Here is a 14,016-nt window from a genome sequence, read left to right as displayed (position 1 = left end):
CTGGCCATCGAGTAATAGCGGCGTGCCGGAAGCCAGCAGCAACACGGCAGGGCCTGCGCCCACCAGCGCGGGAATCCCCAGGGCACGGGCGACGATGGCGCTATGGGCGGTGGCGCCGCCACGGGCAGTGAGGATGCCGGCGACGCGCACCGGGTCCAGGCGCGCCACATCCGATGGGCCGACTTCGTCCATCACCAAAATGTAGGGTTCATCGGGCTCCTGGGCCGTTTCGACGCCGCACAGTTGCGCCAGCACGCGGCGGCCAATGTCACGCAGATCGGCAGCGCGCTCGGCGAGCAAGGCGTCCTGCAGCGATTCCTGCTGTTTGGCGGCGGCTTCGATCACACTCATCCAGGCCGCTTCGGCGCTTTCGCCTTGCCTGAGACGGGTCTCGACTTCGTCGGTCAGTTCCGGGTCGTCGAGCATCTCCTGGTGGGTGATGAAAATCTCGCGGATGGCCTTGGATTTACTGCGCTCGATCAGGCCCTGGATATCCTGGCGCACGTCGGTCAACGCGGCGTGCAGACGTTGGCGCTCGATCACCGGCGACTCGCCGCGCAGCGGGTACTCGAAGGGTTGCAGCACCTGGATATGCGCCGGGCCAATTGCAATGCCGGGGGCGGCGGCGATGGCCTGGATCAGGCTGCCGGACACTGGCGCGCTGATCACCGGTTCGATGTCGACCACAGCCTGTTGAGCGCTGACCGCCGGCAGCGGCTCGACTTCTTCGCCCAGGCCTTCTTCCACTGCGGCCAGCAAGGCAGGCAAGGCGTCACCGGCAATGCCCGGTTCCGCGACAAACTCCAGCACCTGACCACGACGGGCGCCGAGGCTCAGCAGCTTGCTCAGGCTTTTTACCGACACCGCACTGACGTCGCCATCAACGATGCGCACACGAATTTCACCGTCAAAACTTTTTGCCAACTGCGCGAGGATCTTCGCGGGGCGTGCGTGCAGGCCATGGGCGTTGGCCAGGGCGATGCGCACGCTTGGCCAGTCGGCCGGCAACTCACCGCCGAGCACTTCCAGCACGGCGCGGCTGCTGGTGGCGCGCCCGAGTTCCTGGCCACGGCCTTCGATCAGCAAGGCGCACAGGCGTTCGAGCAGGGTCTGGTGCGCCTCACCGAGGCTGGCCAGGCAGAACAGGCCGCTCAAAGGCTGGCCCAGGTAACGCATGGGTTTGTCCGGGGTGACAAACGCCAGGCCGGGGCGCTTGACCGTCTGCTCGCTGTGCAGCCACCACAGGCCATCGCCCAGGGGCAGCGCGTCGACTTGTTGCAGCACGGCGGCAAAGCCATTGCTCACGCAATCGGCCTGGCGCAGCAGGCGTGCGCCTCTCCAGACAAGCTCTTCGAAATCGTCTGCCGACACACCCAGGCCGATCATCTGTGCGTCCAGCGCCAGCTCCTGCGGCGCACCTTGCAGCAGTTTCAGCAAGGCTTCGGCGGAGCTGGCGCGGCGCAGGGCCTGGCCCAGGTCGGTCTCGCCGAGGGCGCGGGTCAACAGTTGCAGCAGGCGCAGGTGTTCATCGGATTTGGCGGCAATGCCGATCGCCAGGTAGACGATCTGGCCATCGCCCCAATCCACACCTTCGGGAAATTGCAGCAGGCGCACGCCGGTGGCAAACACCTGGTCGCGGGTTTCGGGAGTGCCGTGCGGGATGGCGATGCCTTGGCCGAGAAAGGTCGAGCCTTGGGCTTCACGCGCTTGCAAGCCACTGAGGTAACCCTCGGCGACCAGGCCATCGGCCACCAGTTTTTCAGCGAGCAGTTGCAAGGCAGCAGACTTATCCACAGCCGTCTGGCCCATGGATATCTGCTCGTGGGTGAGCTCAAGCATGCCGTTCTCCTAGTTAGTGCGGCGGGCGCACTAGGTATTATTTTGAATAAATCAGTGCAAAGGCGTTCGAATAAATTGACTGAGTGGTCAGTTGGCAGGACCACGTTCGTCGCGATAATCGTAAAAATACGCTTGCTGAAACGTTTAATCTAGAATTTATGGCAGATTACGCGTTAATTACGCATGATTGAAGAGCCACTCGGCTGTTGAGTTGCGACAATGGTCGGCTGCAGTAATCGGTTACGATTGGACAAAATGTCGGGGCAAGCTCTAAAAAACAAGGAAATCCCGGTTTGAAACTCAGTGATATCGCGCGCATTGCCGGTGTGTCTGTGACCACCGCCAGCTACGTCATCAACGGCAAGGCCGAACAGCAACGGATCAGCAGCGCAACCGTCGAACGGGTGCGCGCCGTGGTTGAAGAACATGGCTTTACGCCCAATCCCCAGGCCGCCGGGCTGCGCAGCCGGCACACCCGTACCCTGGGTTTTATCCTGCCGGACCTGGAAAACCCCAGTTACGCTCGTATTGCCAAGCTGCTGGAGCAAGGCGCCCGGGCGCGCGGCTATCAACTGCTGATCGCCAGCTCCGACGACGACGCCGACAGCGAGCGGCAATTGCTGCAACTGTTCCGCGCCCGCCGTTGCGATGCGCTGTTTGTTGCCAGTTGCCTGCCGGCCAGCGACGACAGCTACCGCGAGCTGCAAGCCAAGGGCTTGCCGGTCATCGCCATCGACCGGGTCATGGAGTCTACGCAGTTTTGCTCGGTGGTCAGTGATGATCGCCAGGCCTGCCAACAGTTGACCAGCAGCCTGCTGCAACCGCTGCCCAAGCAGATCGTGTTGATCGGTGCGCGGCCAGAGCTGAGCATCAGCCAGGAACGTGCCGCCGGCTTCAAGGAAGCGCTGAAAGACTTCGGCGGTGAAGTGCTGATCGAACAGGGCGAGGCCTTCAGTCGCGACTGTGGCCGACAGCTGATGGAGCAATTGCTGCAAAGCCTGGGGCATTTGCCTGACGCACTGGTGACGACGTCCTACGTCCTGCTGCAAGGGGTGTTTGATGCGTTGCATGACTTCCCGCTCAAATCCCGCCCTCTGCGCCTCGGCACGTTTGGCGACACCCAGTTGCTGGATTTCCTGCCGCTGCCGGTGAATGCCATGGCCCAGCAGCATCAATTGATCGCCGACACCGCGCTGCGCCTGGCGCTGGCGGCCATTGAAGAGCAGCACTACCAGCCTGGCGTGCATGCCATCGGCCGCACGTTCAAGCAGCGGATTCACTCGGAGTAAGCGGTGTGGAGCTGATCGACAGCCACACCCACCTGGATTTTCCGGACTTCGACGCCGACCGCGGCGAAGTCCTGAGCCGCAGCCGCGAGTTGGGCGTGCGCAGGCTGGTGGTGCTGGGGGTCTATCAGCAGAATTGGCAACGGCTGTGGAACCTGGTGCAAACAGACGCGGGTCTGTTCGCCGCGTTCGGCCTGCACCCGGTGTACCTCGATGACCATCGCCCCGCCGACCTGACGGAACTGGGCGACTGGCTGACCCGCCTGAGCGGCCACCGGCAACTGTGCGCCGTGGGGGAAATCGGCCTGGATTATTTCCTCGAACAGCTGGACCGCGAACGCCAGCAAGTGCTGTTTGAAGCACAGCTGAAGCTGGCGGTGGATTTCCAGCTACCGGCGCTGCTGCATGTGCGTCGCAGCCACGCCGCCGTGATCGCCACGCTCAAGCGCATTCGCCTGCCACGGGGCGGCATCATTCACGCGTTTGCCGGCAGCCATGAAGAGGCCCGCGAGTACATCAAGCTCGGTTTCAAACTGGGCCTGGGCGGCGCGGCGACATGGCCCCAGGCCCTGCGCATGCACAAGGTGATTGCACGCTTGCCGCTGGAAGCCGTGGTGCTGGAAACCGACTCACCGGACATGGCACCCGTGATGTACCCCGGCCAGCGCAACAGCCCCGAACACCTGCCGGACATTTGTGCCGCACTGGCGGAGCGCATGGGCATCAGCCCTTCAGTGTTGGCTGAGGCGAGCACTCGCAATACCTGCGAGCTGTTCAATTGGTAGGGGTTTTACCTCACGCAGTGTCAGGGTCATCCGCTGCCGGTGACGGGCATAGCGCAACGTCATGAAGTAAATCAGTACCGCCATCAGCGAGACATTGAGCTGCCCGGCCACACTGATCAGCCCTATCCACTCGGCGACCAGCGCCACCAGCAGCGCCGCGCTGGTCAGCACGATCATGCTCGGACGCAGCAGGCCAAGATTGTCCAGGGACTTGAACTGCTTCAACTGTTTGGGGCAACTCGGCTCCACACCTTTGTGGCAGTACGGGCATTCAAAAGGTTCGTTGATGGCAATGGCGTTGAGTTGCCAGGGCTTGAGCTCAAAGGACACCTTGCACAGGACGCAATGCCCTCTGACGCCGACAATGGCAGCGGTCATAACCGAACCTCCGCGAAAATGGATGGCACAAATTCTCGCCCATTTTGGCAGCCGGAAAAGATCAACGCCAAAAACAAGACAAGTGCCACGCCACCTACGAAGAAATCCTACAGCCAAACCTCACACCCGAAACGCACCGATCAACTGCTTCAGCTCGATCACTTGCAACGACAATTGCCGGCTGGCCTCTTCGGTCTGGTGTGCGCCCTGCGCTGCGTGTTCACCGGCACGGTTGATTTCGACGATGTTCTGGTCGATGTCGTGGGCCACGGCGGTCTGCTGCTCGACAGCGGCGGCAATCTGCTGGTTCTGGTCAACGATCATGCCCACGGCACCGAGGATATTTTCCAGGGCCTGCTGAACCTTTTCCGACTGCCCCACCGTGCCATTGGCCATCTCGTGGCTGGTGCCCATGGCCTTCACCGCTGCGCCGACGCCGCTGTGGAGCTTGGCGATCATCTGCTCGATTTCTTCGGTGGAGTGCTGGGTGCGCCGGGCCAGGGTGCGCACCTCATCGGCCACCACGGCGAAACCGCACCCTTGCTCACCGGCGCGCGCAGCTTCAATGGCGGCATTCAGCGCCAGCAGATTGGTTTGTTCGGCGATGCTCTTGATCACCTCGAGCACGCGGCTGATGGACTGGCTGTCGATGGCCAACTGGTTGATCACGCGCACCGATTGATCGATCTCCGAAGCCAATGCCGCAATGCTCCCTTGCTGGGATTGCACCAGGCCGCGGCCGCTGACGGTTTCATCGTTGACGCTGTGAGCGCTGCTGACCGCCGCCGCCGCGCTGCGCGCCACTTCCTGGGCGGTGGACGACATCTGGTTCATGGCGGTCGCCACTTGTTCGATCTGGCTGCGCTGGCCGGACACGGCCTGGTTGCTGCTGGCCGAGACCGACTCCACTTGCCCGGCCTGGTGTTCTACCTGGTTGACGGTGTGCCCTACCCGCTCGATCAAGTCATGGATTTTGGCCACGGTGCCGTTGAACACCTGGCCCAGATCCCCCAGCTCGTCGCGGCTGTGGGCAACGAACGTCACGGTCATGTCGCCCGCCGCCACCTTGTCCATCATCGCTCCGAGACGGCGCAGGGTGGTGCGGGTGGACGCGTAGAAGCCGGCGTACAGGTAGAAGATCAGCAAAAACACCGACGCCAGGGCCGCGACCAATCCGATCATGTGCGTGCGGTTTTCTGACAGGCGCTGCTCCAACTGTTGTTCGAGAAACGTCAGGGTGGCTTCGTCGAGCTGATAGGTCTTGGCCATCAATGCACTGACTTCGTCGTAGAAACCTTGCCATGGGGCGTCGAGGGTTTCGGCCATCACCACGCGTTCTTCGAACACCTCGCTGCCTTGCTTGAGGCTGGCCCGGCTCGCGTCCGCCAGGCTCGCCAGGGCGGCATGAGCGGGTTTACTGGCGCCAAGAGCATCTTGCAGTTTCAGGCCGTATTCGGCCTGGAGCTTCTCCAATTGCTGCAGCAATTCATCAAAGCGGGTGCTGGAAGATGAGTTGAGAAAGCCCTGGCCCAACGAATACGCGCCCATCGCCCGGCCTTCGCCCAGGGTTTGAGTGACTTGCGGGGTGACGCTGGTGATCAGTTCGCTGAGTTGACGCAGATCGCCCTGGGGGTCGCGGCTCAAGCCCGACTGGCTGGCGATGATCTGGCTGAGCATCTGCGCCTTGTTGAGCAGTTTGCCGATCAGCGCGCTTTTGCTGAGCAGCGAGGTTTCCTGTTGTTGGGCCTTGAAGGCGGCGATCATTTCATCGCGCTTGGCGTCGAAGGCGGCGGCCTGCTCGGGGTCGGTGGACAGGGCGTGAAAGCTTTGCAGGCGCTGCAGCAGGCTCTGTTCGAGGGCGCCGATCTTGCTTTCGATATCGCCGGCCTTGCCTGACTGGCCGAGGGTTGCGTTGATCTGCACCTGGTTGTTCAGGGTTTCCAGGTCGCGGCGCAGGGCCAGGCTGCTGGTCAGCAGGTCGAGGCTTTGCAACTCGACGCGGGTGCCCTGGAATTCACGCCAGGAGTCGCGCACCAGGTAATAGTTGGTGGCCAGCATCGGCAACAGGAACAGCACGCTGATAAGGCTGAACTTCATGCCGAAGGTCAGGCGGTTCATGAACGCGACGGCGGGATAGAGCAAGCTCTTCACAGGTGAACTCCCTTTTCTTTTATTTTTATTGAGGGCGCAGGGCGGCGGCAGATAGCCACTATTTGGCGCTCTGTCTGTATAGCTCAATTCGAAAAGGAGGTTTGTAACTTAAGGTTAACGGCAGGCGCGAGTGGCTCGCGCCTGCCGGTGTCGATCAGGGCAGCACGGTCCAGATGGCGAAGCCGGCGTACCACAGCACAGCGGCGCGCAGCAGCAATTCCCAGATTCGATCCAGGCTGTTGATACCCTCGGGCCCCACTACCGGCGGCGGGATTTCAGCGGCCACCAGGCCGACCTTGTCCACCAGTTGCGCCGCCGTGATGTCCCAGCTCAGCAGCTCATGCAGCATCACCCGGCCGACCGCCACAAAGTTGCCCACCAGGGCAAAGCTCGCCGCCAGCAGGCGTACCGGCAACCAGTCGAACGCGTGGCGCAATTGCCCGGCGCGCTCGGCCACCAGCGGGTTCTGGCTGTTCTCGGTCGCCAGCGCCAGCAGCCGGTAGGCCAGGGCCGCCACCGGGCCGAGGAGGAAATACCAGAAAATCACCGCGAAGAAACTTTGGTAGGCCTGCCACAGCAGATGGCCCTGGACCCTTTCCAGCAACTGCTCCCCGCTGTCGGCGCTGATGCTCAAGTCGCGCTCGGCCACATGTTCGGCCGCTTGCAGGTCACCCCGGCGCCAGGCATCCCGAAACGGTCCCAACCCGGCCAATAAATCGCCACGGCCCAGGCTGTAGATCACCACCAGCAAGTGCACCGGCAGCGCCAACAGGCCATACGCCACTGGCTCCAGCACCAGCAGCAACAGCGCGAGCAAGGCCACCGGCAACAGCACCAGCAGCGCGAGGATCAGCCAGGGCTGTTTGCCGAGGCTGGCGCTCGATTCCAGCTTGGCCAGTTCCCGCAGCCAACCGCCATCACGTTGAATACGCTGGCGCAGGGCCGAGAATTTCTCGATCCATACCGCCAGCACCAACACCAGAAAACTCATTGTGCGTGTCCTCCATCCTGCAAGGCGCTGCGAAAGCGCGCCCAATCAAAAGCGGGTCCGGGGTCGGTCTTGCGTCCCGGGGCGATATCGCTATGGCCACAAATGCGCTGGCGGGTAATGCCCGGGTACGCCGCCAGCAACTGGCGCGTCAGGGTGATCAGGGATTGATACTGGGCATCGGTGAAAGGCAGGTCGTCAGTGCCTTCCAGCTCGATCCCCAGGGAAAAGTCGTTACACGTCTCACGCCCCTCGAAGCTTGATACACCGGCATGCCAGGCCCGGTCCCGGCACGAGACAAACTGCGTCACCGCGCCATCACGCTCAATCAGAAAATGCGCAGAAACCCGTAGGTCGGCAATGCCTTCAAAGTAGGGATGTTCCGTGACATCCAGGCGATTCTGGAAAAACTCGTGCACCTTGCCGGTGGCGAATTGCGCAGGCGGCAAGCTGATGTTGTGCACCACCAACAGGGAAATCTCGCCACCGGGGCGCTCGTTGAAGTTGGGCGAGGGGCAATGACGAATGCCCTGGCACCAACCGCTGGCGGGGTCCAACTGCATACAGGTTCCTTGAACGAGGCTGGGGTGACTCAGTATGCCGCGTTCCACTGCCCGGTTGCGATCACTTGGCGCGATGAAGTTGACGCAGGTTGCCAATCACCGAGGCCAGGGCCCGGTCGAACAGCAGTGCATCATCCAGGGTTCGCACCGCGCCGCGCTTGAACTCCAACGCCAGTTCGACCGGGCTTTTCTCCAGAACCTTAAGGCCGGTTCGATTGACGAAAATACAGGTATCGCCCGGCGCAATAATCGCCGTCAGCTTGCAGCGCAGGGTGTTTTCAGGGTCTTCCTGGAACTCGACCCAGCAACCGACGCGCAATTGGCGGGCCTTGAGCAGGTCGGGATCATCTTCCGGCAGGCTCACCGTAATAGCCGGTGCTGCAGGGCTGAGGACGAACGCCTCGCGTACCTCGATCTGCGACACCGACGGCGGGTCGTCGGCGTTGCCCCGGAATGACTGGACATGCAGGGTTTGCAACCGGGTGAAAAATTCCCGGGTGATGAAGGGATCAAACGCCGCGCCGCTCAAGCCGTCGCGCAAGGCCTTGAGCAGGCCTGGCAACTGCTCCAGCAAGTGCCGGCCGGCTTCGGTGTGTTCGCTCAGGCCGACACTCCAGATCAACTCGTCCATGGTGCGCAGCCCGGCCGCCCATTGCGGCGAGTGTTCACCGTGCTTCAGGCAGGCCAGCAACAGTACCTGGCTCCAGGCCTGCTGCAGGAACTGCACCACGAACTCGGGCAGCACTTTGCCCAGCAGCCGCTGATTCAGGGCCTCGGCCACTCGCTGACGGGCGATTTCGGTACGGGCGCGCCCTTCTTCCGCATCACGGGTGCGTTGCTCCAGCAACTCGCTGCGGCGCCGCTCGTCATGGGTAAACGCGGTGAACTCCGTCAGTAGTTGGGAAAAAATCGCCGGGTCATCGACAAAATCGTTCAACAACCGCTGCACCACTTGCTCGATGTGCAGGTACAGGCTGTCGCGCTGATAGTCGTCGCGGCGGCTCCAGCCCATGGCTGCTGCGGCGATTTCATTGAGCAGGCGTCGCGCCGGGTGATTGGCGCGACTGAAGAAGCTCTTGTCCAGCACCGCCACTTTCAGCATCGGAATCTGCAGCCGGGCGATCAACGCCTTGAGGGACTCGGGCACCGTGCCGTCATTGAGGATGAACTCGAAGAGCATGGCGATCAGGTTGATCACATCCTCGTCCGCGTCCTCCACCACCCGCGACTTGCCACTCTTGACGCTGACCCGGGTGAGCAGTTGTTCAAGCTGGTTGCGCAGGTCGAAATCATCCTCGACCTCGGGCGCAGGCACATATTGCTGCAAATGGGAGAGCAGGCGCAGCAGGTCACGGGTGGAAATGGGCTGGGTCTCGGCGCTGGCCTCAAGGGTGGGCGCCACACTGCCGCGCACCGCAGACAGCAACTCCTGCAAGGCCGCGAAGACTTCCTGCCCGCTGTCGTCGGCGGGATGGCTGGCGATGGGCGGGGCGTCTTCGGGCAAATCCGCGGTGGCAACGGCGCGACGCGACGGCACGGCCTTGAGTTCAGGCAATACGCCGGTGGCGATCAATAATTGATTGGCTTCGCCGTATAACAGATCGGCGTCACTGAGCACGTACTTTTCAAACAGCTTGAGAATGATCAGCTTGACCCGGATTTCCACGCCAAGGCTGCGCCCTGCCTGCAGAAAGAACGCGCACAACATCGCCGGGCCCAGGGGGTTATCCCGATCATCCAGGCGTTTGTCGAGCAACGCGCCCAGTCGGGCCGTCAACTGCCCCAGGGCCAGGCCGTCCCGGCGCAGCACCTTGCCCAGCATGGCCTCCAGAGCGACGGCTTTTTCCAGTTCGTCACCCGAGACACCGGGCACCGCCGTGTAGGACACCACCGGAATCAGTTGCAGCTCGCCGCGCTCCACATTGCCAAGGTTGGCAAACGCCTCGTAGAGCTGCTCCATGAAACCGCGCTCGAAATTCTTGCGCTTGAGGCGCAGATCGCGCATGGCTTCAAAGAAAATACCGTGGTCGACGTTGCTGCGGGTCTTGTCGGCCATTTCGAACAGGGTGTCGTCAGCGTTATCAAACAGCTCCTGCAGCCCCTGTTTGAGCTGCTGTGCCGCCTTGTCACGGACCTGGAGCAACACCACCGGCAGGCGGGCAAGCGGCGACGGCGTCGCCCGTGCCTTATTGATCGGCACCACCTTCCCGTCATTGTGCATCCTGGCCTCCTGAAACGGCGGTATTCGATGTTGTGAAAGATCGGTGCAGTCACGGAGCAAAACGCCCCGGAGCACTGCGAAAATCGGACCATCACTGCGACGTCAAAGCTATGACGCCAATTGCAAGGCGCGAGATTATCTTGCAAATGGGGGTTGTTGCGCCAGCAAACTCTGTGACTGCCGTGTAAATGAGCACCGCACGCCGCGTCAATGGCACCTGCTGCCTTGGGTTAAGGCCCGCCCTGCCCCTATAATCCAGGCACTTTGTTTGTGGAGCCTGTTATGCCCAATCTTCGTCTAGCCGACCTGACCGCCGAAATCGAAGCCAACGTGCGTCGCGCATTGCTGGAAGACATCGGCAGTGGGGATATCACCGCACAACTGATCCCGGCCGAACGCCTGGCCAAGGCCACGATCATCACCCGCGATGCCGCCGTTATCAGCGGCACGGCCTGGGTGGAAGCGGTGTTTCGCCAGCTGGACCCGCGCGTTGCTGTGCATTGGCAGGTGCGCGACGGCGAGCGCGTCAGCCCGAACCAGGTGCTGTTTCACCTGGAAGGCCCGGCTCGATCGCTGCTCAGTGGCGAACGTTGCGCGCTGAATTTTCTACAACTGCTGTCAGGCGTTGCCACGCGCGCCCAGTATTTGGCGGACTTTGTCGCGTCTACCCAGGTCAAGCTGCTGGACACCCGCAAGACCCTGCCCGGCCTGCGCCTGGCGCAGAAGTACGCGGTGACCTGCGGCGGTTGCCACAACCATCGCATCGGCCTGTATGACGCGTTCCTGATCAAGGAAAACCACATCGCGGCCTGCGGCGGCATTGCCCAGGCCATCAGCGCCGCCCACAAGATCGCCCCGGGCAAGCCGGTGGAAATCGAAGTGGAAAGCCTGGAGGAGTTGCGCGAAGCATTGGCGGCGGGCGCCGACATCATCATGCTCGATGAACTGAGCCTGGATGACATGCGCGAAGCCGTGCGCCTGAACGGCGGCAAAGCCAAGCTGGAAGCCAGTGGGGGGATTAACGAAAGCACCCTGCTGCCCATCGCTGAAACCGGTGTGGACTACATCTCCATCGGAGCGATGACCAAGGATGTGAAGGCGGTGGATTTGTCGATGCGGCTGAGTCTGTAAAGTAACCCGCAGGAGCACACCTATGTGGCGAGGGGGCTTGTCCCCCGCTGGGCTGCGCAGCAGCCCCAAGAGATCGCCGCATTCTGCCAGCAAGAACTGGGGAGCAGGTTTAAGGGCTGCTTCGCAGCCCAACGGGGGACAAGCCCCCTCGCCACAAAAGCTCGCTCGGTTACGACTCAGATCGCGAGGTTATTCATTCCGCAATACTCATTCCAGTCGACACCCAGCACCTCGGCGGCCTCCTTGTGCAATGCCAGGCGCGCGGCCTCGAACTCTTCGGGGGTGGAGGTGTACTTCAGGGTCAGTTCCCATGGCTGCAAGCCCTGGGCCTCGGCCTCATCCTCAAATGACCATTGGATCTGGTCCCTTTGATCATCGGCGCTCAGGTCCTTGATCTCATCCAGCAGTTCCGGCGACTCCGCGACGTACTTTTTGAGGGCTGCTTCGTGCCGCGCTTCCTGGGTCATTTCTTGTGTGGTCATGTCGTTCTCTTAGATCGAGGAATGGGGATGCATCTGGGTCATCAAGGTCGCGCAGATACAAAAGAACAGGCATGAATACCGGTTCGTCTGGCCTTCAGAACCATTCTGGGATCATCTGAAAACTGTGTTGCCTTTTTGCCCGAGACAGGAATCGAACCTGCGACCTTCGCGTTACGAGTGCGCTGCTCTACCGGCTGAGCTACACGGGCGGTGGGCTAAAGCTAGCACTGCCTTGGACGTCCGGCAACTCACTGCTTTTCGAGAGCAATCACACCCTGCACCCAGAAGCGTGGCTGCAGGTGCCCGTTGCTCAGGGTCATGTAGTGCTCGCTACGCTCCGTGAGGCGGGGCACGTCACGAATCGCGACAAACACCAGCAGGCCGACGGCCACGATACTCGCCGCGATCCAGGTCTTGTACAACATCGGCGCCTGGGCGACCGGTGGAGTTCTCCATACATGCAATGCCATCAGCCATCCGGCCACCAGCGCCAGCCAGAGTTGCGAAACCGGCATCACGATCACCCCATCCACCTGGGCCTGGGTCAGCGCACCAATCAGCGAGGCAAACAGGCACAGCCGCAGCAGATCCACGGGCGCCAACGACAACGCACGTTCACGCAATACGCCCACGGTTGCCCAACCCGCCCACGCAACCAGCGCGATCACACACAGCGTCGACGGCACGCCCCATTCGCTGGCCCACTGCAGAACCGCCTGGTGAGGGTGAGCGGCAATGTCGTTGGCAATATCGGCGAAATGCATCGGCCCGAAGCCCAGCAAAGGACGCTCAAGAATCATGTTCCAGGCTTGCCACCAGATGGGCCCACGCCCTGACAAACTGGTCGTCAGGCGGTCTACGGCACCGTTGGAAATTTCAATCCCCAAGTAACCTGCCAACACGGTGAACATCAACCAATACAACAACAAGCCGCAGGCCAGCGCCGCCAACTGCCAGGCCAGCCAGCGCCGCCCCGGCGCCCCCAAAAACACCAGCAAGGAGCCGGCAGCTCCCATACCGAGCCACGTGCCACGGGTACCGCCGCTGATCGCAATCAGCCACCAGACACAGAGCAGCATAAACACCATTGCCCGCGCAGTACGCGAGACAGTTGAAAGCAGCAAGGGAAGCGCCAGCAGCGGCAGGGTGAAGGTCTGGAACTGACCATAGAAGCGCTTGTTGGAGAATCCGGACAGCAGCAAATCGGTGTTCAGTGCCGTTTCACCGCTGGTAAACGCGAGGAAGCCGGCATACAGGTACTGAATGCTTTTGATCAGGCACAGCAGCAATACGAACAGGATCAGGACGCGGTCCAGGGATTCATCGCCATTGCCCCTGACCCGACTGAAAGCAACGGCGATGGCACCGCAACTGATGGCCATCGCCAGTTCGGTCAAGGCCCAGACTGGCTGATGGGCCAACACTGCAGACACCAGCCCCATCCCCCCAATCAGCGCCACCCCGAGCGCTGTCGGCCTATCGACGCATTGCTTTGCCCGTGGTGAGCTAAGCCCATACACCACCGCACACAGCGCCACCGATATCTGCACCACACGTTGCCAGTCGTGGCTGCTGAAAGGCGCGCAAATCGCCAGCGTCAGCAAACACATCACCAGCACAAGGAACGTGCTCCCCCGCAACTGTACGGACAACGTCATCGGCAACCTCTACTTCCTTGTGGCGCATAGGGAGCGGTTTACACAAACGCTCTCCCTTGTTGCGTAAACAGTAGACGACCTTGCTATCAGGCGCCGCCGGAGGCACAACCTTTGGCAGCGAATGAGTCTTCTGCCGTGGTGGTGCACTTCCAGCCGGTCGTGGCGCTACGGGTCAAGGTGATGCTCTTGCCCAGGACCGGCGCGGGCGCGTCGAGGATTTCGCAGGCAATCGTACCCGCGCCCGTGGCGACGTCACCGGTAACATCAATCTTGCAGTTGGCCGTGGGGCTGGTCCCGCCAATCAACGCCAGGGTTGGCGCCGTGCCTTGGTTCAGCGTGTCTTCAAAGCCCGCCTTCAGCGCGGAGATTTCAGCCAGCCCAGCGGTGAACTTGGCCTTGGCCTGGTGCTTGGTGTACATGGGCAGGCCGATGGTGGCCAAAATGCCGATGATCGCCACGACGATCAACAACTCGATCAAGGTAAAGCCTTTCTGACGCATCACATTCACTCTCCAGAATAAAACCTGTCGCAAG

Annotated in this window: 12 protein-coding genes and 1 tRNA gene; 3 read left to right on the top strand and 10 right to left on the bottom strand. The window is 61.8% G+C overall.

The window, feature by feature from the left end:
- On the bottom strand, window positions 1-1,839 hold a 1,839-nt coding region (fruB, locus tag MUM_RS0124210; protein ID WP_010175025.1), incomplete at its 3' end, for a fused PTS fructose transporter subunit IIA/HPr protein.
- A 293-nt stretch (window positions 1,840-2,132) separates the two neighbouring features.
- Here fruB and cra point away from each other — a divergent pair.
- Both cra and MUM_RS0124200 read left to right on the top strand, forming a co-directional pair.
- The gene (gene cra / locus MUM_RS0124205; RefSeq protein ID WP_010175022.1) at window positions 2,133-3,128 is read left to right on the top strand and encodes a catabolite repressor/activator; all 996 of its coding nucleotides are present in this window, start codon (window positions 2,133-2,135) and stop codon (window positions 3,126-3,128) included.
- Between the two features lie 5 nt (window positions 3,129-3,133).
- Window positions 3,134-3,910, top strand: a complete 777-nt coding sequence (locus MUM_RS0124200; RefSeq protein WP_010175020.1) for a TatD family hydrolase — start codon at window positions 3,134-3,136, stop codon at window positions 3,908-3,910.
- Here the strand turns inward: MUM_RS0124200 and MUM_RS0124195 are convergent.
- The 5 genes from MUM_RS0124195 to MUM_RS0124175 form a co-directional block, all read right to left on the bottom strand.
- Window positions 3,857-4,288, bottom strand: coding sequence for a hypothetical protein (locus MUM_RS0124195; protein ID WP_029616075.1), 432 nt, complete (start codon window positions 4,286-4,288; stop codon window positions 3,857-3,859). The genes MUM_RS0124200 and MUM_RS0124195 overlap by 54 nt on opposite strands.
- Window positions 4,289-4,408: 120 nt before the next feature.
- Window positions 4,409-5,113 carry a methyl-accepting chemotaxis protein gene (locus MUM_RS1000000135110; protein ID WP_443216247.1) on the bottom strand — a complete coding sequence of 235 codons (705 nt, stop codon included), beginning with the start codon at window positions 5,111-5,113 and terminating at the stop codon, window positions 4,409-4,411.
- Between the two features lie 1,480 nt (window positions 5,114-6,593).
- The gene (gene ampE, locus MUM_RS0124185) at window positions 6,594-7,430 is read right to left on the bottom strand and encodes a regulatory signaling modulator protein AmpE (protein ID WP_010175015.1); all 837 of its coding nucleotides are present in this window, start codon (window positions 7,428-7,430) and stop codon (window positions 6,594-6,596) included.
- Window positions 7,427-7,990 carry a 1,6-anhydro-N-acetylmuramyl-L-alanine amidase AmpD gene (ampD, locus tag MUM_RS0124180; RefSeq protein WP_010175013.1) on the bottom strand — a complete coding sequence of 188 codons (564 nt, stop codon included), beginning with the start codon at window positions 7,988-7,990 and terminating at the stop codon, window positions 7,427-7,429. The genes ampE and ampD overlap by 4 nt, the downstream gene beginning before the upstream one ends.
- 61 nt (window positions 7,991-8,051) lie before the next feature.
- Complete coding sequence (locus MUM_RS0124175) at window positions 8,052-10,211, bottom strand: DUF1631 domain-containing protein (RefSeq protein ID WP_010175011.1); 2,160 nt, start codon at window positions 10,209-10,211, stop codon at window positions 8,052-8,054.
- 282 nt (window positions 10,212-10,493) lie between these two features.
- Here MUM_RS0124175 and nadC point away from each other — a divergent pair, with 282 nt between their 5' ends.
- Window positions 10,494-11,342, top strand: a complete 849-nt coding sequence (nadC, locus tag MUM_RS0124170) for a carboxylating nicotinate-nucleotide diphosphorylase (protein ID WP_010175009.1) — start codon at window positions 10,494-10,496, stop codon at window positions 11,340-11,342.
- Between the two features lie 176 nt (window positions 11,343-11,518).
- On the opposite strand, the gene MUM_RS0124165 is transcribed toward nadC, so the two are convergent.
- The 4 genes from MUM_RS0124165 to MUM_RS0124150 form a co-directional block, all read right to left on the bottom strand.
- Complete coding sequence (locus MUM_RS0124165) at window positions 11,519-11,824, bottom strand: DUF6388 family protein (protein ID WP_010175007.1); 306 nt, start codon at window positions 11,822-11,824, stop codon at window positions 11,519-11,521.
- Between the two features lie 136 nt (window positions 11,825-11,960).
- Window positions 11,961-12,033 (bottom strand) — tRNA-Thr (locus MUM_RS0124160).
- Window positions 12,034-12,072: 39 nt separating this feature from the next.
- A complete protein-coding gene (locus MUM_RS0124155; RefSeq protein WP_010175005.1) occupies window positions 12,073-13,482 on the bottom strand; it encodes an O-antigen ligase family protein in 1,410 nt (469 codons plus the stop codon).
- An 86-nt stretch (window positions 13,483-13,568) separates the two neighbouring features.
- Window positions 13,569-13,982, bottom strand: a complete 414-nt coding sequence (locus MUM_RS0124150) for a pilin (RefSeq protein ID WP_010175003.1) — start codon at window positions 13,980-13,982, stop codon at window positions 13,569-13,571.
- Window positions 13,983-14,016 lie beyond the last annotated feature (34 nt).

This window comes from Pseudomonas sp. PAMC 25886, assembly GCF_000242655.1.
Classification (GTDB): Bacteria; Pseudomonadota; Gammaproteobacteria; order Pseudomonadales; family Pseudomonadaceae; genus Aquipseudomonas.
The sequence above is the reverse complement of the archived record's forward strand: the minus strand, read 5'-3'. Positions and strand labels throughout refer to the sequence as shown.

Bases quoted from the DNA above. Each gene is read 5' to 3' on its own strand.
- MUM_RS0124195 (WP_029616075.1), bottom strand. From the start codon at position 4,288: ATGACCGCTGCCATTGTCGGCGTCAGAGGGCATTGCGTCCTGTGCAAG.
- MUM_RS1000000135110 (WP_443216247.1), bottom strand. From the start codon at position 5,113: ATGTCGTCCACCGCCCAGGAAGTGGCGCGCAGCGCGGCGGCGGCGGTC.
- ampE (WP_010175015.1), bottom strand. From the start codon at position 7,430: ATGAGTTTTCTGGTGTTGGTGCTGGCGGTATGGATCGAGAAATTCTCG.
- ampD (WP_010175013.1), bottom strand. From the start codon at position 7,990: ATGCAGTTGGACCCCGCCAGCGGTTGGTGCCAGGGCATTCGTCATTGC.
- MUM_RS0124175 (WP_010175011.1), bottom strand. From the start codon at position 10,211: ATGCACAATGACGGGAAGGTGGTGCCGATCAATAAGGCACGGGCGACG.
- nadC (WP_010175009.1), top strand. From the start codon at position 10,494: ATGCCCAATCTTCGTCTAGCCGACCTGACCGCCGAAATCGAAGCCAAC.
- MUM_RS0124165 (WP_010175007.1), bottom strand. From the start codon at position 11,824: ATGACCACACAAGAAATGACCCAGGAAGCGCGGCACGAAGCAGCCCTC.
- MUM_RS0124155 (WP_010175005.1), bottom strand. From the start codon at position 13,482: ATGACGTTGTCCGTACAGTTGCGGGGGAGCACGTTCCTTGTGCTGGTG.
- MUM_RS0124150 (WP_010175003.1), bottom strand. From the start codon at position 13,982: ATGCGTCAGAAAGGCTTTACCTTGATCGAGTTGTTGATCGTCGTGGCG.